We start from the raw sequence: 21,035 nt of genomic DNA on the forward strand, positions 1-21,035 counted from the left end.
CAGCCGGTTACGATGCTCACTCGGCCGCGGCCAGACGGTCCAGCCACTCGGTCAGCAGCTGTTGTTCGGCCGCGCTCAGCGCAGTGCGCTCGGGCAGAGTGGCGCGCAGTGCGCGAGCCGTTCCGGACGTCGTCGAATCCCGCACTGCCGGTTCGCTGTTCGTCACCGCGGTGACCATGGATTCGCGCAGCACGCGCAGCAGCGCCGGATCGCGCCGGTCCGGGGGCAGGGACAGCCAGGTGAACACCGCACCGAGACCCGAGGCATGGATGGCCATGACCGCGATCTCCTCGTTCACCCGCAACCACCCGCCCGCCGCCAGGCGGTTGACGCGCTCCCGCAGCATCTGCATTCCGGCCCGGCAGGCGGCCGAATCGCTGCGCTGGGGTTCGCCGTACATCAGCGTGTAGAGCGCGGGATTGGCCAGGCCGAATTCGACCGCCAGATCCCATCCGTCCCGCAGATCCGCGATCGGGTCCGCGGGTTCGGGGTCCACGTGTTTGGCCGCCAGGAAGGCGGCGAAGCCGTATTCGGCCACCGCGTCGAGCAATCCGTTCTTGTCGCCGAAGAGGCGATAGATGGCGGGCGCCTGCATGCCCGCGGCGACCGCGACCGCGCGGGTGGTGACCGCATCGCGCCCGTCGCGTTCGAGCAGTTCGATGGCGGCCTCGATAACCCGCCGCCGAGATTCGTCCTGACCTGCTGTTCCGGTGCGAGGTTCGACCGAGGTGACCTCGGAGTGCGGACGCGACGACATATATCAACGATAGCGCGTTGCCCATACCACCGTTATTATCGCTGATATCCTGATTTTGATATCAACGGAAACACGGAGTACGTGATGATCATCGTGACCGGAGCCACCGGAGAACTCGGCCGCCGCATCGTCGAGCGGCTGCTCACGCGGGCGCCCGCCGAGCAGATCGGGGTCACCGCCCGCGATCCGCTCCGGGCGAAGGCATTCGCGGATCGCGGAATTCGGGTCCGCCCAGCCGATTTCGCCGATCCCGCGAGCCTTCCGCATGCCTTCGAGGGCGCGACCCGGGTGCTCGTCGTCTCGGTCGACGCCCTGGGCGAGGAGGCGGTGCGCAGGCACCGCACCGCGATCGAGGGCGCGGTCGCCGCGGGGGCACAGCGCATCGTCTACACCAGCCACGCCGGTGCGAATCCGGACTCCCACTTCGAGCCCTGCCGCGATCACGCGGCCACCGAGGAGATTCTGCGCACCTGCGGTGTGCCGTACACCGCCCTGCGCAACGGCTTCTACGTCACCAGCGCGATGCGATTCCTGGACCATGTCGCGGAATCAGGCCGCATCGCCGTGCCCGCCGACGGCCCGGTCGCCTGGACCGCGCACGACGACCTGGCCGAGGCCACCGCCGCCATCCTCACCGACGAGACGCCCATCGACGGCCCCACCCCGCCCCTGACAGCTTCCCACGCACTGACCTTCGACGATCTGGCTACGCACACCGCCGCACTTCTGGGCCGCAGCGTCGAGCGAAGCATTTTGCCCGACAACGAGTTTCGTGACCAATTGATGAGCTTCGGAGTCCCGGCCGACATCTGCGACCTCCTGCTCGACATGTTCATCGCCGCTCGGGCAGGCGAATTCACCGCAGTCGACCCCACTTTGGAAAACCTGATCACCCGCGCACCCCTCGGCATCGATGCCATGCTTCGCGACCAGCTGCCCGCACAAGTCTGAACGGATCGAAATCAGCTGCGACCCAACATGAACCGACCGCGTCTTCCGTCGACGGGAACGAGCACCCGGAACCGATCGGCGGCGGCCCGGCATTCGATAACGCCCACACCCCGCAGCACCGAAATCGTCAGCGACTCAACGTGAATCCGCGAGGTTGCCGACCGTGACCGCGAGGGGGTCGCCGACCGTCCCGGCTTCGGCGCAGGCGTCGTCCTGTTCGGGCAGCGCTCCGCTCACCGCGAGCGCACCGACAATGGTGTCGCCCCGCCGGATCAACCGCGATCCCGCGCCCGCCATGATCGGTGTCGCCGCGAGCTGGTCCAGCTGAGCGAACAGCGCGGGCCAGGCGCGTTGCAGTTCGAGCAGTTCGCCGCCCTCGCGGTGGAACAGCGCGACCGCACAAGCCTTGGCCGGTGCGATTCGCGCCGACAGCGGCGGCGCGCCGTCCATCCGGTCGAGCACTCGCAGATGTCCACCGTCGTCCACGATCGCCACCGTGACCCGCACCCCCAGGGCACCGGCACGGTCGCGGACACGAATACTGACAGCTCGCGCTTCATCGAGAGTGAGCGACATGCTTTCCACCTTCCATATTGTTGGCTGCACCAACGTTGGTGCAGCCAACATAACAGGATTCGTGGGTGTAGCCAACGAATTGGTTAGAATTCACGCATGGACGCCCCCGCTCGCCTGCGTACGAAGCCCAGCTGGCTGATCAGCAAAACCGCGGCACGCGCGCAGCGGCTGATCGCCGAGGCGATGGGCGAAATCGGCGGCCGCGCTTACCATTTCGCGATTCTGGCCGCTCTCGAGGAATTCGGGCCGGCCAGTCAGGCCGCGATCGGCCAGCGCTGCGGCATCGACCGCAGCGATATGCACGCGATGGTCCGCGAACTGGCCGATCAGGGCCATATCGTGCAAGCGCCCGACCCGGGCGACCGGCGCCGCAACGTCGTCACCCTCACCGCCTCCGGACAGCGGCGGCTGGCCGAACTGGACGGGGCGTTGAGCGGCGTACAGGACAATCTGTTCGGCGCCCTGCCCACCGCCGACCGCGAACGCCTGACCGCGCTGCTGACGCGCGCACTCGCCTGAACAACTTCGCGGCGGGCGACGACCGTCGGCACGCGGTCATCGGGCCGACACCGCAGCGGGCCGCACCGGCCGCGGGAGGCGTGCACGGCACGCCTCCTCACCGGCCCGGTACCGATGAATCAGGCGACGACGCCGCTGTCCTCGATCACGATCTTCTTCGACGTGCTGCCCGAACGGCTGCCCAGGGCCTCGACTGCCTTGACCACGTCCTCGCCCTCGACGACCTCGCCGAAGACGACGTGCTTGCCGTCCAGCCACGGCGTGACGACCGTGGTGATGAAGAACTGCGAGCCGTTGGTGCCCGGCCCCGCGTTCGCCATGCTCAGCAGGAACGGCTTGTCGTGCTTGATCTGGAAGTTCTCGTCAGCGAACTTCTCGCCGTAGACGCTCTTGCCACCGGTGCCGTTGCCGTTGGTGAAGTCGCCGCCCTGCAGCATGAACTCCGGGATGACGCGATGGAAGGGAGCACCCTTGTAACCGAATCCGTGCTGCCCCGTCGCCAGCTCACGGAAGTTGCGCGCGGTCTTCGGCACCACATCGTCGAAGAGCCGGAAGACCACCCGGCCGAGATCCTCGCCATTGGCCGAAATCTGGAAATACACGTTCTCGCTCATGGGCACTATTCTTAACACCGGCCGCCGCCGCACCGAACCACCGCGGTACCTCTCGACCCGATGCCCGAGTGAATTGTGTTGCTGGACAAGGGATCTCGATGATCCGACACACACCCGGTCCGGTGCGGGCCAGCCGCGCACCGGTCACGTGAAGGACGCCTCGGTCAGAATGCGGGCGAGTTCCTCGGGAGCCTCCAGCGGTACGAGGTGGCCGCTGCGGGGAATGATCCGCAGTTCGGGGTGGTCCAGGTAGGGCAGCAGGGCTTCGCGAAGCACCTCGATCGGCTCGACGCGGTCGTGTTCGCCGGCGATGACGAGGGCGGGGACCTCGATATCGCGGACCTCGCCGGTGATGTCCTGGGCGATTCCGTGTAGCGGCCACTCGGCGCGGGCCCGCGGATTGCCCGCGCGGGAGTCGGCCACGACGCGGGCCGCGAGCTCGGCGGGCAGCGGCGTGGCGGTGAGGATCGTGTCGCGGGCCGCGACAGTGGTTTCCTCGGTGTCGTAGGCGTGCGACAGGGTTCGCTGGTATTCGGGGGTGATGGTGGCGGCGGGCTCGGCCGGCGCCGGGGCGACCAGGACCAGCCCGGCGAGGCCCGCCGGTCGCGCGGCGGCGACGAGTTGGGCCACCTTGCCACCCATGGAGTGCCCGACCAGGACATACTCTCCGACTCCGGCGTCGGCGACGATGTCACGCACGTCCTGCGCGAGTTGCCCGAGGGTGTACGGTCCGGGGAACCGGCACGAGCGTCCCCAGCCTCGGGCCTCGATGCTCAGGGTGCTTCGCCCGGGGAGCCTGTCGAGCACGGGTTGCCAGGTGCGGGCCGCGCCTCCCCAATAGTGAAGAAATACCAGGGTGGGCCCGTGCCCGGCCACGTAGTCGTAGACGGGCAGCCGGGACGAGGTGGCGACTGTCATGTGAACTCCCTGTAAGCAGTACGTTGTTTCGGCTTCGAGTCAACCGGACGGACGATCCGCCGGCATCGTCGCGCCCCGACACGCCATGGTGAAAAATGGACAGATGCCAGCGATTCGACAGCTCACCTATCAACCTCCGCGCGCGGTGCCGGTGGAGACGATGTCGTTCCGGCAACTGCGGCGGCTCGACAACGGCTCGACGCAGCGCGGAGATTTCCATGTGCTCGCGGTGATCCGCGGCGGCCTCGGACGGGTGTCGATCGACTTCTCCGAACATGCGCTGGCGGCCAGGACCGTGGTGTGGATCCGGCCCGGCGTGGTGCACCGCTGGGACGACATCGCGGACCTGTGCGGCGATCTCGTCCTGTTCGCGCCGACCGCGCCGGTCACGCCCGCGAGCCGCGATTCGGCCGCGCCCGGCAGCACCTCCCCGTGCTGGTCCGTCGACGCCCCGGCATGGCAGCTGATATCGGCCGCACTGGGCCACCTGCGCCTGGAAGCCGTTGCCGCACAGGACAACCGAACGCCCGAACTGCTCGGATTACTGCTCTCGGCGCTGCTGCTGCGCCTGACCCCGCCGGCCGACGCGGATCGAGTCAACTCTCCCGTCTTCCGCCGCTTCCGCGACGCCGTGGAGGAGGACTTCCGCGTCCATCACGACGTCGTCCACTACGGACGCAGACTCGGGTACTCCCCGCGCACCCTGTCCCGCGCCGTTCAGGCGGCAACCGGCCGCACCGCCAAGGATTACCTGTCCGAACGGCTCGTTCTCGAAGCCAAGAGACTGCTGGCCCACGACCGCCTGTCCCCGGCCCGATGCGGACAACGGCTCGGCTTCCCCGACGCCTCGAACTTCTCCGCGTTCTTCCTGCGCGAAGTGGGGGCACGTCCCGGAGCATGGCAGCGGGCCGCGGGGTGGTGAGGCCGGTGCGGCGCAGTTGGTTCCGGCTATCGTGACCGGATGCTACTGACGTTGACCGGTGGAGCAGCGGCCGGCAAGACCACGCTGGCCGCGGCACTCGTCGAGACGTTCGCGCCGCGAGCGGTGTCCGTACTGCATATCGATGACTACTATTTCGCCACCACGAGCGACGGAGTCTGGGTAGCCGATCAGGACGGTGTACCGCGACTGGATGTCGGTGATCCACGGTCGGTGGATTTCGCTCGGCTCGAAACCGCTCTCGGCGGCTTGCCACCCGACGCTGTGGTGGTGGTCGAGGGAATGTTCGCGCAGCGGGTTGGTCCGCGAACCGGGGCCGGACGGCTCGACGTGTTCGTCGATGTCCCGGCCGACATCCGGTTGGCACGCAAGATCGAACGCCAGTGCGTCAACGGCTCGGTCCCACTGAAGGTGTTGCTGCACAACTACATTCAGTTCCGTCGGCGGGCCCACGAGACATATGTCGAACCGGCCCGCCACCGCTGCGATCTGATCGTCGACGGTACCCGGCCCGTCACCGAACTCGCGCCGCTGATCCGCACGGCGCTCACGGCCCGTCTCCCGTCGAACCGGACTGCCTCCGTTGGGCTTTCACGCGACGAGGACCCCGCAACGCCCCGGACATGAGTGCGCGACTCAGGCGGGCATGAGGTCGGGGAGTTTCCAGGTCTTGTCGAACAGGGGCTTGCGGGGTCCGTAGAAGCGGAACATCACCTCGAAGTGTTGCCCTTGCTTCGTCGGGATCCAGTTGGCTTTCCGGTCCTCGGCCGAGGCCGGCCCGAAGTGCAGATCGACCGAGCCGTCGGAATTGCGTTGCAGGCCAGGGGTGGTGGATGCGCGGCCGGCCCGGTCGACCTCGCGGACGAGGGTGTGGGTGGCGCGGTCGTACGCCGTGGCGGACCAGTAGAGGCCGACCGGAACGTCGGCGGGCACGGTGAGACGGTAGTTGCTGCCGCCATCGAGGTCGCGGCCGTCCACGTCGTGGATGGTCATCAGGTAGAACTGGCCGCTGCCGGAGGATTTGGCGGCGAGGAAGCCGAAGGAGCACATCACTGCGCGCGCGTCGACCGGATAGTCGCCGGGGTCCGGATATCCGTTCTGTACGGCGGTGATCAGATTCGGATCCGCCGGCACCGCCCAGCGCGAGTTGTCGAAGTAGGACGGGGTGAACGACTTGACGTAACGGTCCTCGATCCAGGCCCGCGCTCGCTCGGCCGCGGTGTCCAGCAGGGTGAGGGCCTGCGAATCGGATTGATAGTCGATCCCTTTGCGGATGCCGATGGTGGCGAGTTGATCGACCATGGTCATATCGCGAGCCAACCACGGCCCACTCTGCACCTGCCGGTCCAAGGCGGTGAAGAAGTCGCGGTTGTACGGGATGGTCGCGTCGAAATCCTGGCCGGAGGCATCGGAATACGGTGTGGCGGGCGGCTTTGCGGCCGCGTCCAGCGAATAGAGGCCGACTCGCTTGCCGTAGGCGACCGCGGCCGCCACGTCGGTGTCGCTGCCGGATTTCGGGTTCGACCGCAACAACGCGAATCCGGCGTAGGTTTCCGAGCGCAACACGATGAATCCGCCCGGCACGGGCCGGTTGTAGCCGGGTGGCAGCAGCAGGTAGCGACCGCCCCGGCCCTTGTCGGTTCCCGCCGGACCCACATCGGCGAGCGGGGTCTGCCAGATGCTGTCGATGGACCCGGTGATGGACGAATCACCGGCGGCCGGTGGAATGTCGAGCACCACCGGGCCGTCGGTGGTGTCGTAGAACGGCATCAGGTACACCACGCCCGGATCGGGGGTGAGGGTCTGGTTGTGCCAGTCCAACAGCCTCGACCAGTACACGATCCGGTTCGCGCCGCCCCCGACGCGAATCGCGGCCTGCAGCATCCGGTCGTAGATGACCGCGGGCATACCCCAGACGACCGCCTGCATCGCGCGCGCGGACATCTGCGCGCGCTCGGTCTCGCCCTGCCCGGACCCGCCCGGGCCGGTCGTCCCGGACCGATCGGCATACTGGGACACCGCTACCACTCCGCCGCCGGCGGCCGCGCCCAGCACCGCGGTCGCCGCGGCACCGAGCAACGCGGTCCGACGAGTAACTCTCCGGGCCTGACCGCTCGTCGAACGACCTTGCTCGCGTAGGGTTTCCATGCCTCGACGGTAGCCGGGCGATGGACCGGCAATCACCATCCGAAGCGGTGAGTCGGGGCAGCGGCCCCGGCGAGTTCCGGTGCCTACGAACCGGACGCGGTGATCAGCGGCCCGGCCGGGGCTCCGGAGTCCGGCACTCCGGCGTAATCGGGCAGCTCGACGCCGTGGATCGCGCGCTCGATCAGTTCGGCGAACCACTCTCCGGTGAAATCGGGGCCCAGCTCGGCGTCCGGCCCGGCGACGGCGAGGCTCTGCGCGTGCAGCCTGCCGATCTCCTGGTTGGCCTCGACGAACGGCCGCATCCGAGCCTCGTATGCGGCGAACCCCGCCGCCGGATCCCACCCGGCCGCGGCCAGCTCTCCGGCCAGCAGATAGCCCCCGACCAGCGCCAGTCCGGTGCCCTGACCGGACAGCGGCGAAGAGCTGAACGCCGCGTCCCCGAGCAGCCCCACTCGTCCGCTCGACCAGCGATCCATCTTCACCTGGGCGACCTGGTCGAGGTAGAAATCCGGGGTGTCGTCCAGGTGCGCGAGGATGTCCGAGGTGAACCAACCCAACCCGGCCATCCGCTCGCGCAGCAGGCGCTTGTGGGCCGCGACGTCGCGGTAGTCGAGGTCGAAGGCCCCCGCCGGGAAGGAGAACATGGCCATCGCCGCGGTGGCGTCCCGGATGGGCCGCAAACCGGCCGATCGCCCGGTCTCCTGCTCCTTGTAGTCGATCAGCCAGCGGTCCAGCCCGAACTCGTTGGGCACACTGTAGAAGGCCAGCACGTGCCCGAGATGGTGGACGAACCGCTCGCGAGGCCCGAAAACCATGGCGCGCAACGCCGAATGCAAACCGTCCGCTCCGACCACCAGCTCGAAACGCCGCCGCGCGCCGCCCGCGAACACCACATCGACGCCGTCGGCATCCTGGGTGAGTTCGGCGATCCGGTCGCCGAATATGTACTCGACATCGTCGCGGGTCTCGTCGTAGAGCACCTGGGACAGGTCTCCGCGCAGGATCTCGATCTCGGAGATGTACCCGTCACCGTCGTCGTCGGCGGCACGGAAGGTCTCCAGTACCTTCCCGTCCGCGTCCACGGTGTGCGCGCCGGCGGTGTCGGTGCAGGCCGCACGCACGGCGGCGTCCAGCCCCATCCGCCGGATGACCTCCTTGGCGACCCCGCGCGCGTCGACCGCCTGTCCACCCGGACGCAGCTCGGGAGCACGCTCCACCACGGTCACCTCGGCCCCGCGGCGGCGCAGCCAGTGCGCCAGCGCCGGTCCAGCGATGCTCGCACCCGCCACCAGCGCCCTGGGACCGCGCACCGAGCCCCGCTCCTGCCCGGTCCGGCCCGTTCGCCTCTGTGCGGCGTCCTCGACGGTCATCATCGCCTCCCTGTGTTTCCTCCCGCGCCGAAACGGCCGCAGCGCGGGCCCACCGCTGTCGGTGTGTTCAGCGGTATCGACGACGGGTCCACACGAAATTCATCGGCGCGGTCGTGATGCGAGACCATCGCGCCGCACCACCCCGGTATGCGAACATATGTTCGTGTCACAGTCGGGTGCTTGGGAACGTTCGGGGTTGTCGTCCCCCGGTGATGCGCGGGCATCGATCCTGCACGCCGACCTGGATTCGTTCTATGCCTCGGTCGAGCAGCGAGACGATCCGCAGTTGCGCGGGAAACCCGTGATCGTGGGCGGCGGGGTGGTGCTGGCGGCCAGCTACGAGGCGAAGGCGCACGGGATTCGCACGCCGATGAACGGGCGTCGGGCGTTGCGACTGTGTCCGCACGCCATCGTGGTGCAGCCGCGGATGTCGGCATACGCCCAGGCGAGCCGGGCGGTGTTCGAGATCTTCCGGGACACCACGCCCGAGGTGGAGGGCATCTCGATCGATGAGGCGTTCCTGGACGTCGGCGGGCTGCTGCGAATCGCCGGAAGTCCGATCGAGATCGCCCGCTCCCTGCGCGAGCGCGTGCGCGCGGAGGTCGGGCTGCCCATCTCGGTGGGCGTCGCGGGCACCAAATTCCTCGCCAAGGTTGCCAGCGCGGTCTGCAAACCGGATGGACTGCTGGAGGTGCCGCCCGGCCGCGAGCTGGAATTCCTGCATCCGCTGCCGGTCGAAAGGCTTTGGGGGGTAGGCGAAGTCACCGCGCGCACCCTGCACGAGCACGGGATCACCCGGATCGGCCAGCTTGCCGAACTCGGCGAGAAGGGCCTGTCCGGCCTGCTCGGCCCCGCGGCGGGCCGCCACCTGCACGCCCTGTCGTGGGCCCGCGATCCCCGCCGCGTCGACACCGGCCGCCGCCGCCGTTCCATCGGCGCGCAACGCGCACTGGGCCGGCGCACCCGCACCCCCGAGGAGATCGAGGCCTACCTGTCCGGCCTGGCCGATCGACTCGGTCACCGCCTGCGCGCGGCCGATCGGGTGTGCCGAACGGTGGTGCTGCGCTTGCGATTCGACGATTTCACACGGGCCACCCGCGCGCACTCGCTGCCCGCCGCCACCGACCACGGCCGCGTCATCGATCAGGCGGCGCACACCCTGCTCACCGCCGCCATGCCGATGATCCGCGAACGCGGACTCACCCTGATCGGCCTGTCGCTGACCAACCTCGACGACGCCCGCGGCATGCAGCTCACCCTGCCCTTCGACCCCCGCCCCGACAACACGCTGGACACCACCCTCGACCAACTCCGCGACCGCTTCGGCGCGGGAACGGTCACCCGCGCGGCGCTGTTACACCGCGGCGAGGGGCTTTCGGTGCCGCTGCTGCCGGACTGACACCCCGGCCGCGAGAAGTTTCTGCACTGAATCCCTCTGTCGCGCAACCGGTCACGCGGGCACAACACCGTGCGCCCGGGTGAGCGGCAGATCGTTGTAGGTGGCGATGCCCGGATCCGCCGCGACGACCGCGGGAACCGCGTTGATCACCGGCATTGCCGTCATGATGTGGCCCAATTCCATGAAATCGGCCAGTGTTTCACCCTGGAAGTCGGCCGGCGGCAGGAACGTCACGACGTTCTTCACCGTGGGGCGACCGTCCACCTGCAGCACCCAGCCCATGTCGTCGATGGGCCAATTCGGTTCCAGCGTCTGGCCTTTGCGCCATCGGACGTTCACATCGATCAACGTCCGGCCGCCGACGATGCCCTTCCAGCCGGCGAACACCCCGGCGACGCAACCGGCCGGAATCGTCCAGGAGTCCATCACCAGATCCGCTGTGGTCCGGGCGTATTCGGGATCACAACGCACCTCGTCGAGTTCCACGCCCAGTGCGTCGGCGATCATCCGCACCGCCTCACCGAAGACGCCGGTGCCCTGCGCGGTCATCGCGGGCAGATCCGGGTTGTCGATCGGCTGGCCGAATCCGACCGGGCGCTCGGTGGCGGGCGAATCGTAGAACGTGGTGTCCGCGGCCTCGCTGACGGTCACCTTGTCCACCCGGTCGCAGATCCCCGCCGCGACGATCGCCAGCTGATTCACGAAACCGGGGCTGATGCCGGAACCGAACATCGTCGCTCCGCCACGGCGGCACGCCTCGAGGATCCGGTCCCGGCCGCCGCCCTGATTGTGGCCGGTGATGAACGACGCGGTCGCCACGACGTTCACCCCGGCGGACAGGATGCGAACCAGTTCGTCCACGTCGATCCACATCGGGTTGTAGATCACGCAGTCCGGTTTCAGCGCCAGCAGGGCCTCGACATCGTCGGTCGCGGTGACGCCGAGCGGATCGATACCGCACAACTCGCCGACGTCACGTCCGGCCTTGTCCGGCGACCACGCGTAGCAGCCGACCAGTTCGAGCGTCGGATTCGCGGCGATCGCCCGGACCGAAGCTTTCCCGACATTGCCGGTCGTCCACTGGACGACCCGATACCGCGCGTTCTCAGCCACGCCCACAGTCTAGAGACCGATTACCGAATTCGGCATGTATATTCTCGAATTAGAGAATCATAATCTCAGGAGGAGGCGGGGACCTCGGACGGACGGCATGCGTCCATGACTGCGGTGATGGCTTCCTCGCCCGGCCGAGCCGCGACCACCCGCACGATCGCGGTATCCAAACCCTTTGCGAGACGGGCGAATCCGGCTGCGGCACCCGAGGCCGGCCCGAAATAACCCACCTGTCGCGCGAGGTCGACCGGGAACGCCTCGATCAGCTCGTCCAGCGAGGCGCCGCGATCGCGACGTTCCTCCACCTCGGTCAGCGCCTGGTCGAAACCCATCCGGCCGAAGTGCCCGCGATAGCCGAGAGATTTGTTCGCCCCGGGCGCTGCCAGCGCGTATCCCATCAGGGCCCGGATCAGGCCGCGTCGGGCGAGATCCTCGTCCTCGTCCACGCAGATGCGGATGTACTCGATCATGGACACCTCGCCCGGATCGCGCCCCGCCGCCCGCGCACCTTCGGCGACGATCTCCCGGCTCGCGGCGACCTGGTCGGCGGTGCACCAGTTCAGCGCCGCGCCGTCGGCGGCCGCACCGGCCAGCGCGAGCATCTTGGGCCCCAGAGCACCCAGTGCCACAGGCACTTTCGGCGGTGCCGCCCCGAGCGCGACGCCGTGCAGATGCACCGCCCGCCCCTCGTGTTCGACCGTCTCACCGGCCAGCAGCGCGCGCAGTGTCACCAGCCATTCGCGCATCGTGCCGAGCGGCCGCAGCTCATCCGGCAAGCCCAGTGAGCGCCGGAATTGCGCCGAGTGCAGCGCGCCCGAGCCGATCCCGAGCACGAACCTGCCGCCGCTGATCTCACCGACCGTCGCCGCGCAGGAGGCCAGCGCGGGCACCGACCAGTAGCCGACCGGCACGACCGAGATGCCGGTGCCGATGCCGCCGGGCACCAGATCCGCGGTCGCGGCCGACCACTGCGCGCAGATGTGCGTCGCCTCGCGACCGATCGAGGCATTGGTCCACACGCTCCGATACCCCTGTCGCGCAGCATGTCTGCCCAGTTCACGGTATTGATCCCAGGACAGTCCGAGGCCTCGATCCAAGCCGACCGCGATCTCCATGGCACACCTTTCGTCGTCTCTCGTATCGCCCGTTACCCGATTCGGACGATAGCCTCGTGGAGATGTTCGAGGCGCGACGACGGGCCGGGACTTCCCGTCCGCGCCCGAGTCCGCGAGGAGGCGGTATGCGTGTTCTGGTTCGAAGGCGGCGGCGAAGGGTGACCGCCCCGACTCCCATCCCATACCGCAGCGGAGGCGCGGCATGACGACGCTGCGACAGCGGCTCACTCGCGCCGTGGACGCACGGGCGCGCGGAGGCGTCGAACTCGGGCCCCACGACATCGATGTCATCCGCGATCTGCGGGTTCCGATGGCGGACGGTATCGAACTGCTCGGCGACCTGTATCGGCCCACCGATCCGGACCGCTCGCTGCCGACGATCGTCATCCGCGGGCCGTACGGCCGGCGCGGGATCATCGGCGGCGCGGCCCGCGCCCTCGCCTACGACGGGTTCACCGTGTTCTTCCAGAGTTGCCGTGGCACTTGGGGTTCGCAGGGCCGATTCACCCCGCAGGTCGACGAGCAGAGCGACGGCATGGCCACACACCGATGGGTGCGCAGGCAACCCTGGTTCACCGGACACCTGGCGACGTTCGGCGAGAGTTATATGGGCTATACGCAGTGGGCCGTCGCGGGCCGGATGCGGCGGGAGGACCCGGACAACGCCCCGGAAGCCCTGGTGCTGCAGATCACCATGCCGGATTTCGGCGAAATCACCTGGGACAACGGCGCTTTCGCGCTACGCAACGCCCTGGGCTGGAGCCGCATGATGGATCTGATGGATCGTGGCGGACCGGCGCTGCTGGGGATCTTCCTGCCGGATCGCAAGCTGGACAAGGCATTCGACGCGCTGCCGCTGAGCGGGGGCGACAGTGCCGCCACCGGACATCCGATCCACTGGTATCAGGACTGGGTCCGGTACGAGCGGCTCTCCGACGAGTACTGGACGTCCCAGTCGCACACCGCCTCGGTACCCGATGTCACCGCGCCGGTGCTGATGGTGACCGGGTGGTACGACATCTTCCTGCCGTGGCAGTTGCGCAACTACCGGCAACTTGTCGATGCCGGCAATCCGCCGCGCCTGACCGTCGGCCCGTGGGGGCATATGTCGCGCGGCAAAGCCGCTCCGGCACATCGGGATACGGTCGAATTCCTGCGCGAGGTGTTCACCGGCGAGGAGTCCGGGCGCCCCGCGGTGCGCGCGTTCGAGACCGGTGCGCGGACCTGGCACGAGTTCGAGGTGTGGCCGCCGGAGGGTGCCGCCGCACAGGACTGGCTGCTGCATGCCGGCGGCGGACTGTCCACCGAACCCGCATCGGGCGGTGCGACCTGCTACACCTACGATCCGCAACGGCCTACTCCGGCACTGGGCGGTCCGAGCCTATCCTCCGACAACCGGCCCGCGGACAACACCGAGCACGAGCGTCGCGCGGATGTGGTGGCCTTCCGCTCCGAACCGCTGGCGACCCCGCTGGAGATCGCCGGGGAGCCGGTCGCGCACATCCGAATTCGTTCTAGCGCACCGAGTTACGATGTCTTCGTGCGCATCACCGATGTGCATCCCGACGGGCGCGCGATCACCGTCTGCGACGGCATCCGCCGGATCGGCTCGATCGGCACCGCCGCCACCGATCCCGCACCCGACTCCGAGGGATTCCGGGAGGTCGAGGTGCGGCTGTGGCCGACATTCCACAGCTTCGGGTCGGGACATCGCGTGGGGGTCCAGGTGAGCTCCGGGGCGCATCCGCGCTACGCCCGCAATCCGGGGACCGGGGAGCCCGCCTTCGACGCCTCCTCGACACTCGTCGCGCACCAGGAGATCTCACATTCCGGCCCGAGAGCGTCGGGAATCTCGCTGCCGGTGTGGACGCGATGACGGTCCCGCCGGCGCCCAGCCTCGAGTGGACGTTCGAGGTCGAGGCCGACCTGGGGCCGCTCGAGGATCACGGGCTCACCCGAACCGGGCACCGGCGCATCATCCCGGTCGTCGGCGGTACGGTCCGCGGCGCGTTCGAGGGCCGGCCCCTGCCCGGCGGCGCGGATTGGCAGCTGGTGCGCCCCATCGAATCCGAACCCGCCCGCCCGGAATTCGAGCGGTCGCTGTTCGTCGCCTCCTACGTGCGCGAGGCGCACCGCGTGCGCTGCGTCGCCTACCGCGTGAGCTGACCGACCGCCCTCGGCGAGTTCGCAGCGGGTTCCCAGCCCGCACCTGTCCCGCATCCAGGTCGGCCGATGAGAGTGGATTCATCGGCACCCGGATCGGCCGGGTGCGCCGCTGGGCGTCGGGAGGTGTCCGGATGAGTCGCATCGTCACGGCTTCCCGCGCCCGGGTGTCGCGATCGGACGACAAGGTCGCCGTACTCGACGCCGCCTGTTCTGAATCCTGCTGTTCGACAGAAGGATTCGGCACGCGATCCGATCCGGCAAGGGTGCCGGGCCGGGGAAGCGAGCTGCGCGACACCGCTCGCATCGCGGAGATCGCCCGCAGCGGAGTGACTACTTCCGCTGCGACGACTTCGACCGTCCGCGACGACGAACAGGCCGGACTCGGCGCGGGAATCTGGGCTGCCGATTCCGGCACGACACCCGATCTCGACCACGGTTCCGACGAAACTCCGGTTTCCACAGGGGGATTCGCCTTCCTCGTGGGAATCGCGGCACTGGTTCCGTGTGCGCTGTCCTCGCTCGGCGAGGTCGATCACGGGGTGGCCGACCTGCTCGGGTTCGGCCTGTTCGTAGTGTTGTCGCGGGTCTTCCTGGTGGTCGCGGGGCTGGGACTGCTGGCGAACGGGGTCGTGGTGGTGCGCCGGGAGGGGATGCGGGTGGCGACCGCGCTGGCCGGGGTGGTCGGGCTGGGCCTGCTGGTGCTGTCGATGGCGGCGCGGGACATGATCGATCCCGCGGCGGGCTGGTTGTCGCGGGTGGACGGCGTGATCGTGGTGCTGGGCGCGTTCCTGGTCGTCCAGTTGCTGGGGTACACCGGTTACGCGGTGCTGTACGCGCGGCGATCACGGGCGGTCGGCGGCGAAGTTCTGGTCGTGCTCGGCTGCGGGCTGGACGGCGCGCGCGTGACGCCGCTGCTGGCCTCGCGACTCGATCGTGCGGTGCGGGCGTACCGTGCCGCGGTCGCGGCCGGGGCGGATCCGATCGTGATCACCTCCGGCGGGCGCGGGCCCGACGAAAGCGTGCCCGAGGCCGATGCGATGGCCGATTATCTTGTGCGACAAGGTATTCCCGGCGACCGGATCCTCCGTGAGCGCGAATCGCGGACCACCGAAGAGAATTTGCGCTATTCGGCCGCGGCGGCACGCGAGCGGGGCCTGCTTCGCACGGACCGCCGAATGGTCGTCGTCACCAGTGATTTCCATGTGTTGCGGGCCGCGATGCTGAGTCGCCGGCTCGGTCTGCGTGCCCGGGTGATCGGCGGCCGGACCGCGCGCTATTTCGTCCTCACGGCCTTCCTGCGCGAGTTCGCCGCCTTCCTGGCTCTGCATCTGCGGACCAATATCGCCCTCGGCGTCCTGCTGATCCTGCCCGCGATGCTCGGCTCCATGGCCGTGCTGCCCTAGCGGATCGGCGCCTGTTCAGCAGGCCGTCTCCTCGGCCCGCACGAGCGCCCTGAGCTTGGCCAGCGCCCGATGCTGCGCCACCCGCACCGCGCCCGAGGTACTGCCCACCGCGGCCGCGGTTTCCTCCGCCGAGAGACCGACCACCAAACGCAATACCAGGATTTCGCGTGTTCGCTCCGGAAGCGTTGCGAGCAGAGCGTTCACGCGGCGGGTCTCCTCGGACTCGATAGCTCGCTGTTCGGGCCCCTGATCGGTACAGGCGACATCGGGAACCTCGTCGGTCGCGAACGATTTGTCCCGGGCAGCGCCGCGCCGCGCGTCGGACACCTTGTGCGCGGCGATCCCGTAGACGAAGGCCATGAACGGCCGCCCCTGATCCCGATAACGCGGCAGCGCCGTCACCACGGCCAGGCAAACCTCCTGCGCGACATCGTCCGCACAGATCTGCCCGCGCTCGGAATATCCGATCCGCGCCCGGCAGTACCGAACGACCGGCGGGCGCACGATCTCCAGCACCCGAGCCAGAGCCGACCGATCCCCCTGCGCCGCAACGCGAACGAGCGCGTCCAACTCCGCACCGACCGGCGACAGCGGCGGCTGCTCCACACCCCCGTCCCGCCGAACGCCCTGTCGCGCAACGTCGAACTCGTTCTCCGCGGCCGCCGGGAGCGACACCGCCGCAGCGCCGGAGCGCCGAACCGGCTCCGGCGCAGCATGGACCACCTCCGGCGTCACCTCGGCGTTCGGTGGCAATGCCGACGAACCCGCTGTGGGAGCAGTCACCGTATCGACGCCAACACGCGGTTCGCACAATGCGTATGCCACAACAGAACCCCACTGTTTCCAGCGCCTCGAACCGCGAGGCGTGCCCGGCCCGAAGCCGGAAACCAGCCCTGGCGAAGCTGAAAGATCGAACGGCAGAACATGTTTCACACAGCGCTGGCACGCCCGCCGCAAACAAGTATGCCCACCGTTCACCCGCCCCGACAGCGTCTACCGCCCAGCTGAGGCTTTTCGTCCCACGGACAAAGGACTTTCGGCCTTTCCGCAGCAAGCCCGGCTCGGGCGGTGAGCCGATCCGCCGCACGGCGAGAGCCCACCGCTGTCACCGTCCCGCCGACGACGAAATCGGGGGGAAGCTGCCAGCGGAAGAGCCTGCCCGCCGAAACGGCCGAGAACACCGATTTCGAGGTCGCAACGCCGGGTCCGCGCACGGATACGCGGACCGAATTCCGCCTGCCAGGAGGGCAATCGACAGGACCCGCCCACGACATCAGCGGTGGGCGAACCCGGTCTGCGACGCGACCTCACAGATTCTCGCGGCCTCGAAATCGGTGCGCAACCCGATCACGTCGGCTCCGCACCTGCCGAATCTCGACGGACTTTCTCCGGATGGGGGTCACTCGCAGGCGTTCGACGACACCGAGTTCGGCCGCCGGGAGCGGGTGCACACCTCGGTCGCACCGATGACTTTCCGATGGATCCGTCGTCGGTATCGCTGAATGTACCGATGGCGACGATCCTGGACCTGCACACCGCGTGCTGACCGGTCGCGCCGACCAGAGAGGAATCAGGCATGACGAGACCGTTTCGCTTCGGGGTGGTCGCACCGATCAGAACCGACCTGCCGACCTGGCTGGATAGCGTGCGCCGCATCGCCGACAGCGGTTACTCGACGCTGCTGATGCCCGACTTCCCGCAGCTGCAACCGGCGCCCGGCCCGGCCCTGGCCACCGCCGCGGCCGTGACCGATCTGCGCGTGGGTACCTGGGTGTATGCCTCGCCCTTCCGCCCGGCCTGGTTGACGGCATGGGAGGCGCACTCGCTGTCGCAGCTCACCGACGGGCGGTTCGAGATGGGCATCGGCACCGGCAGGCCGGGAATCGAGGAGGAATTGCGCGACAAGGGAATTGCCGCCGTCCCGCCGAACGAGCGGCTGGAACAGGTGCGCGAGACCCTCGAGCGGCTGAGAGTTCTCGACGGCCCCGGCCGTCACACACCGGTGGCGATGGCCGTGCGCGGTCCGAAGGCCCGGGCGCTGGCGGCCGAGGTCGCGGACACGGTCACCTTCGCGCAGATGCCGAATGAACCTCGAGCCGAGGTCGCGCGGTTGGCGCGGGACTTGCACGCCGTCGCGGACGACATCGAACTCGCGCTCGGCGTGCCGGTCGTCGGTGACACGGTCGCCCCGTTCATGGCACCGCCGGACACCGACCCCGCCGCGCTCCGCGCGGTCGATTCGCTGGCCGCACTTCCGGACGACCCGACTGCCGCCGCCGAGGAGATCCAGCGGCGTCGAGAGGAAATCGGCTTCTCCTACTTCATCTTCGGCGCCGACTGCGCCGAGCGGTTCGCACCTGTCGTCGCCGAGCTCGCCGGACGTTAGCCGCGCCCGGATGCGTGCATCGACGATGCTCCGCTGAATTCCACCGGAACGAGCTACGGTACGGCACTCGCCCGCATTCGGTATATCGCTTGCGGCAGCACCCGAATGTGCCGCAAAATGAGCGGCCAATGCCCAGGACCTGCGGAAATCCGGAATCAGCGCGATGTGCGCAGTCGCGCCCGACACCGGAAGCGCACGGTCACCGGGTTAGCGCGAATTGGATGAACGGGCGGTTCATGTTCGATGTGATCATTGCCGGCTGCGGGCCGACCGGCGCGATGCTTGCCGCCGAACTGCGGCTACACGATGTCCGGGTACTGGTTCTGGAAAAGGAATCCGAACCGGTATCGGCGGTTCGCATCGTCAGTCTGCATATTCGCAGTCTGGAACTGCTCGCGATGCGCGGCCTGGTGGATCGTTTCCTCGAACGCGGCAGACAGCGTTCGGTCGGCGGGGCCTTCGCCGCCATCGCCAAACCCGCGCCCGAGCACTTGGATGCCGCACACACCAATCTGCTCGGTATCCCGCAACCGGTCGTCGAGCGTCTGCTCGAAGAACATGCGATCGAACTGGGTGCGCAGGTCCGGCGCGGCTGTGCGGTGGCCGGTTTCGAGCAGGACGACGACGGCGTGACCGTCGAACTGGCCGACGGCCGGCGGTTGCGGTCGCGGTACCTGGTCGGCTGTGACGGCGGGCGCAGCACGGTGCGCAAACTGCTCGGCGTCGGATTTCCCGGCGAGCCCGCAAAGACCGAGACGCTGATGGGCGAGATGAAGGTGACGGCGTCACCGGAGGAGATCGCCGCCAAGGTAGCCGAAATCCGCGAAACCAACCGGGTTTTCAGTCTCGGGCCGTTCGGCGAAGAGATCTATCGCGTCGTGGTCCCGGCCGAAGGGGTCGGTGATCGCGCCGAGCCGCCTACGCTCGATGATTTCAAGCGGCAACTGAAGGCCATCGCCGGAACCGATTTCGGTGTGCACTCCCCCCGCTGGCTGTCCCGGTTCGGCGACGCCACCCGGCTGGCCGAGCGATACCGGGCCGGGCGAGTTCTCCTGGCCGGCGACGCCGCGCACATCCACCCGCCCACCGGCGGCCAAGGCCTGAACCTCGGCATTCAGGACGCGTTCAACCTGGGCTGGAAACTCGCCGCACACATCAACGGGTGGGCACCCGAAACCCTGCTGGACACCTACGAGACCGAACGCCACCCGGTCGCCGAAGACGTGCTGAACAACACCCGCGCCCAGATGGAACTCCTGTCCACCGAACCCGGCCCGCAAGCCGTGCGCAAACTCCTCACCGAACTGATGGCCTTCGACGAGGTCAACCGCTATCTGATCGAGAAGATCACCGCGATCGGCATCCGCTACGACTTCGGCGAAGGACCCGACCTGCTCGGCCGCCGCCTGCGCGACATCGACCTGAAACAGGGCCGCCTCTACGACCGGACGCACCGAGGCCGCGCCCTGGTACTCGACCGCACCGAACAGCTGTCCGTCCACGGCTGGTCCGACCGCGTCGACCTGATCGCCGACCCCACCGCGGCACTGGATGTCCCGGCTCTGCTGCTCCGCCCCGACGGCCACATCGCCTGGATCGGCGACAACCAGCAGGACCTGAACGACCACCTGTCTCGCTGGTTCGGCAAGCCCGCCAACTGAATTCACGCGGGCGACCGGAACTCCCGGACGCCCTGTCGAACGTTGCCTTCGCACTTACGATATAGCCGTCCACATTCCGGTCCGGGCCATTGCGATCCGCGGTTCCGTAGTCGCCGCCCGGCCCAACGGGTCCGACCCAGGTCGTGATCCGGAAACAACAGGAGGACATGTGACCGGCCGACTGAACGGTAAAGTGGCTTTCATCACCGGAGCAGCGCGAGGACAGGGACGTGCGCACGCGGTGCGGCTGGCGAGTGAGGGAGCCGACATCATCGCCGTCGACCTGGCCGGCCCGCTCCCGCCGCAGGTGCAGTACGAGTCGGCCACTCCCGACGACCTCGCCGAGACCGCTCGACTGGTCGAACAGACCGGTCGACGCATCGTCACCGCGCAGACCGACACACGGGATCTGGACGGTCTGCGCAAGGCGGTGAACGAAGGTATGGAGACCTTCGGCCGGCTCGACGCCATCGTGGCGAATGCGGGCATCTGCATTCCCGAGACCTGGGACGAGATAACCCCGGAATCCTTCCGAGACGTCATGGACATCAACGTCACCGGCACGTGGAATACCGTCGTCGCGGGTGCGCAGCAGATCATCGACGGCGGCCGCGGCGGGTCGATCGTACTGATCAGCTCCGCGGCCGGAATCAAGCCGCAGCCGTTCATGGTTCACTACACGACCAGTAAACACGCGGTGAGCGGTATGGCCCGCGCCCTGGCCGCCGAATTCGGCAGGCACTCCGTCCGCGTCAACAGCGTGCATCCCGGCGCGGTCAACACACCGATGGGCGGCGGCGATATGGTGACCGGCCTTCGCCGGGTGTTCGCAACGAATCCGCAACTGACGCAGATGAATTCACCGTTCCTGCCGGAGGGCTTCGCCGAACCGGAGGATATCGCCGGGGCAGTGGCCTGGCTCGTCAGCGACGATGCGCGCCTGGTCACCGGCGCGCAGATCGCGGTCGATCTCGGCTCCACCCAGTACTGACGGCATTC

Annotated in this window: 20 protein-coding genes; 11 read left to right on the top strand and 9 right to left on the bottom strand. The window is 68.4% G+C overall.

Annotated features, from left to right (window positions below):
• Window positions 1-16: 16 nt before the first annotated feature.
• Window positions 17-757: a TetR/AcrR family transcriptional regulator gene (locus tag AC5WS7_RS24950; RefSeq protein WP_495956985.1), complete on the bottom strand. Its 741-nt coding sequence runs from the start codon at window positions 755-757 to the stop codon at window positions 17-19.
• 84 nt (window positions 758-841) lie between these two features.
• On the opposite strand from AC5WS7_RS24950, the gene AC5WS7_RS24955 reads away from it, so the two are divergent.
• Window positions 842-1,708 carry an SDR family oxidoreductase gene (locus tag AC5WS7_RS24955; RefSeq protein ID WP_495956986.1) on the top strand — a complete coding sequence of 289 codons (867 nt, stop codon included), beginning with the start codon at window positions 842-844 and terminating at the stop codon, window positions 1,706-1,708.
• A gap of 135 nt (window positions 1,709-1,843) precedes the next feature.
• Here the strand turns inward: AC5WS7_RS24955 and AC5WS7_RS24960 are convergent, their stop codons facing one another.
• Window positions 1,844-2,284, bottom strand: a complete 441-nt coding sequence (locus tag AC5WS7_RS24960) for a GlcG/HbpS family heme-binding protein (protein ID WP_495956987.1) — start codon at window positions 2,282-2,284, stop codon at window positions 1,844-1,846.
• Between the two features lie 96 nt (window positions 2,285-2,380).
• Here AC5WS7_RS24960 and AC5WS7_RS24965 point away from each other — a divergent pair, with 96 nt between their 5' ends.
• Window positions 2,381-2,803 (top strand): MarR family winged helix-turn-helix transcriptional regulator, encoded by a 423-nt coding sequence (locus AC5WS7_RS24965; RefSeq protein ID WP_495956988.1) that lies wholly within the window; start codon window positions 2,381-2,383, stop codon window positions 2,801-2,803.
• Between the two features lie 119 nt (window positions 2,804-2,922).
• On the opposite strand, the gene AC5WS7_RS24970 is transcribed toward AC5WS7_RS24965, so the two are convergent.
• The gene (locus AC5WS7_RS24970; protein WP_495956989.1) at window positions 2,923-3,417 is read right to left on the bottom strand and encodes a peptidylprolyl isomerase; all 495 of its coding nucleotides are present in this window, start codon (window positions 3,415-3,417) and stop codon (window positions 2,923-2,925) included.
• A 144-nt stretch (window positions 3,418-3,561) separates the two neighbouring features.
• On the bottom strand, window positions 3,562-4,335 hold the full coding sequence (locus tag AC5WS7_RS24975) for an alpha/beta fold hydrolase (protein ID WP_495956990.1): 774 nt from the start codon (window positions 4,333-4,335) through the stop codon (window positions 3,562-3,564).
• Window positions 4,336-4,438: 103 nt separating this feature from the next.
• On the opposite strand from AC5WS7_RS24975, the gene AC5WS7_RS24980 reads away from it, so the two are divergent.
• Window positions 4,439-5,257, top strand: a complete 819-nt coding sequence (locus AC5WS7_RS24980) for an AraC family transcriptional regulator (protein ID WP_495956991.1) — start codon at window positions 4,439-4,441, stop codon at window positions 5,255-5,257.
• A 39-nt stretch (window positions 5,258-5,296) separates the two neighbouring features.
• Entirely contained in the window at window positions 5,297-5,902 is a 606-nt protein-coding gene (locus AC5WS7_RS24985) for a uridine kinase family protein (protein ID WP_495956992.1), read from the top strand.
• Between the two features lie 9 nt (window positions 5,903-5,911).
• Here AC5WS7_RS24985 and AC5WS7_RS24990 read toward each other — a convergent pair whose 3' ends face one another.
• Window positions 5,912-7,423 (bottom strand): DUF1214 domain-containing protein, encoded by a 1,512-nt coding sequence (locus AC5WS7_RS24990; protein ID WP_495956993.1) that lies wholly within the window; start codon window positions 7,421-7,423, stop codon window positions 5,912-5,914.
• Window positions 7,424-7,506: 83 nt separating this feature from the next.
• Window positions 7,507-8,793 carry an FAD-dependent monooxygenase gene (locus AC5WS7_RS24995; protein ID WP_495956994.1) on the bottom strand — a complete coding sequence of 429 codons (1,287 nt, stop codon included), beginning with the start codon at window positions 8,791-8,793 and terminating at the stop codon, window positions 7,507-7,509.
• A gap of 157 nt (window positions 8,794-8,950) precedes the next feature.
• On the opposite strand from AC5WS7_RS24995, the gene dinB reads away from it, so the two are divergent.
• Entirely contained in the window at window positions 8,951-10,192 is a 1,242-nt protein-coding gene (gene dinB, locus AC5WS7_RS25000; RefSeq protein WP_495956995.1) for a DNA polymerase IV, read from the top strand.
• A gap of 51 nt (window positions 10,193-10,243) precedes the next feature.
• Here the strand turns inward: dinB and AC5WS7_RS25005 are convergent, their stop codons facing one another.
• Both AC5WS7_RS25005 and AC5WS7_RS25010 read right to left on the bottom strand, forming a co-directional pair.
• The gene (locus AC5WS7_RS25005) at window positions 10,244-11,305 is read right to left on the bottom strand and encodes an NAD(P)H-dependent amine dehydrogenase family protein (protein ID WP_495956996.1); all 1,062 of its coding nucleotides are present in this window, start codon (window positions 11,303-11,305) and stop codon (window positions 10,244-10,246) included.
• 65 nt (window positions 11,306-11,370) lie between these two features.
• Window positions 11,371-12,420: an LLM class flavin-dependent oxidoreductase gene (locus tag AC5WS7_RS25010; RefSeq protein WP_495956997.1), complete on the bottom strand. Its 1,050-nt coding sequence runs from the start codon at window positions 12,418-12,420 to the stop codon at window positions 11,371-11,373.
• Window positions 12,421-12,622: 202 nt separating this feature from the next.
• Here AC5WS7_RS25010 and AC5WS7_RS25015 point away from each other — a divergent pair, with 202 nt between their 5' ends.
• The 3 genes from AC5WS7_RS25015 to AC5WS7_RS25025 all read left to right on the top strand — a co-directional run bounded on the left by AC5WS7_RS25015 (window position 12,623) and on the right by AC5WS7_RS25025 (window position 15,989).
• Complete coding sequence (locus tag AC5WS7_RS25015; RefSeq protein ID WP_495956998.1) at window positions 12,623-14,296, top strand: CocE/NonD family hydrolase; 1,674 nt, start codon at window positions 12,623-12,625, stop codon at window positions 14,294-14,296.
• Complete coding sequence (locus AC5WS7_RS25020; RefSeq protein WP_495956999.1) at window positions 14,293-14,586, top strand: DUF3237 family protein; 294 nt, start codon at window positions 14,293-14,295, stop codon at window positions 14,584-14,586. The genes AC5WS7_RS25015 and AC5WS7_RS25020 overlap by 4 nt, the downstream gene beginning before the upstream one ends.
• A gap of 131 nt (window positions 14,587-14,717) precedes the next feature.
• The gene (locus tag AC5WS7_RS25025) at window positions 14,718-15,989 is read left to right on the top strand and encodes a YdcF family protein (RefSeq protein ID WP_495957000.1); all 1,272 of its coding nucleotides are present in this window, start codon (window positions 14,718-14,720) and stop codon (window positions 15,987-15,989) included.
• A gap of 15 nt (window positions 15,990-16,004) precedes the next feature.
• Here the strand turns inward: AC5WS7_RS25025 and AC5WS7_RS25030 are convergent, their stop codons facing one another.
• Window positions 16,005-16,580 carry a sigma-70 family RNA polymerase sigma factor gene (locus AC5WS7_RS25030; RefSeq protein WP_495957186.1) on the bottom strand — a complete coding sequence of 192 codons (576 nt, stop codon included), beginning with the start codon at window positions 16,578-16,580 and terminating at the stop codon, window positions 16,005-16,007.
• A gap of 985 nt (window positions 16,581-17,565) precedes the next feature.
• Between AC5WS7_RS25030 and AC5WS7_RS25035 the strand changes: the two genes are divergently transcribed.
• The 3 genes from AC5WS7_RS25035 (at window position 17,566) to AC5WS7_RS25045 (ending at window position 21,027) form a co-directional block, all read left to right on the top strand.
• Window positions 17,566-18,375: an LLM class flavin-dependent oxidoreductase gene (locus tag AC5WS7_RS25035; protein ID WP_495957001.1), complete on the top strand. Its 810-nt coding sequence runs from the start codon at window positions 17,566-17,568 to the stop codon at window positions 18,373-18,375.
• A gap of 236 nt (window positions 18,376-18,611) precedes the next feature.
• Window positions 18,612-20,036 (top strand): rifampin monooxygenase, encoded by a 1,425-nt coding sequence (gene rox, locus AC5WS7_RS25040; RefSeq protein WP_495957187.1) that lies wholly within the window; start codon window positions 18,612-18,614, stop codon window positions 20,034-20,036.
• Window positions 20,037-20,205: 169 nt separating this feature from the next.
• Window positions 20,206-21,027 carry a mycofactocin-coupled SDR family oxidoreductase gene (locus tag AC5WS7_RS25045; protein ID WP_495957002.1) on the top strand — a complete coding sequence of 274 codons (822 nt, stop codon included), beginning with the start codon at window positions 20,206-20,208 and terminating at the stop codon, window positions 21,025-21,027.
• Window positions 21,028-21,035: the final 8 nt, after the last annotated feature.

The organism is Nocardia sp. PLKS1-43, from assembly GCF_059510335.1.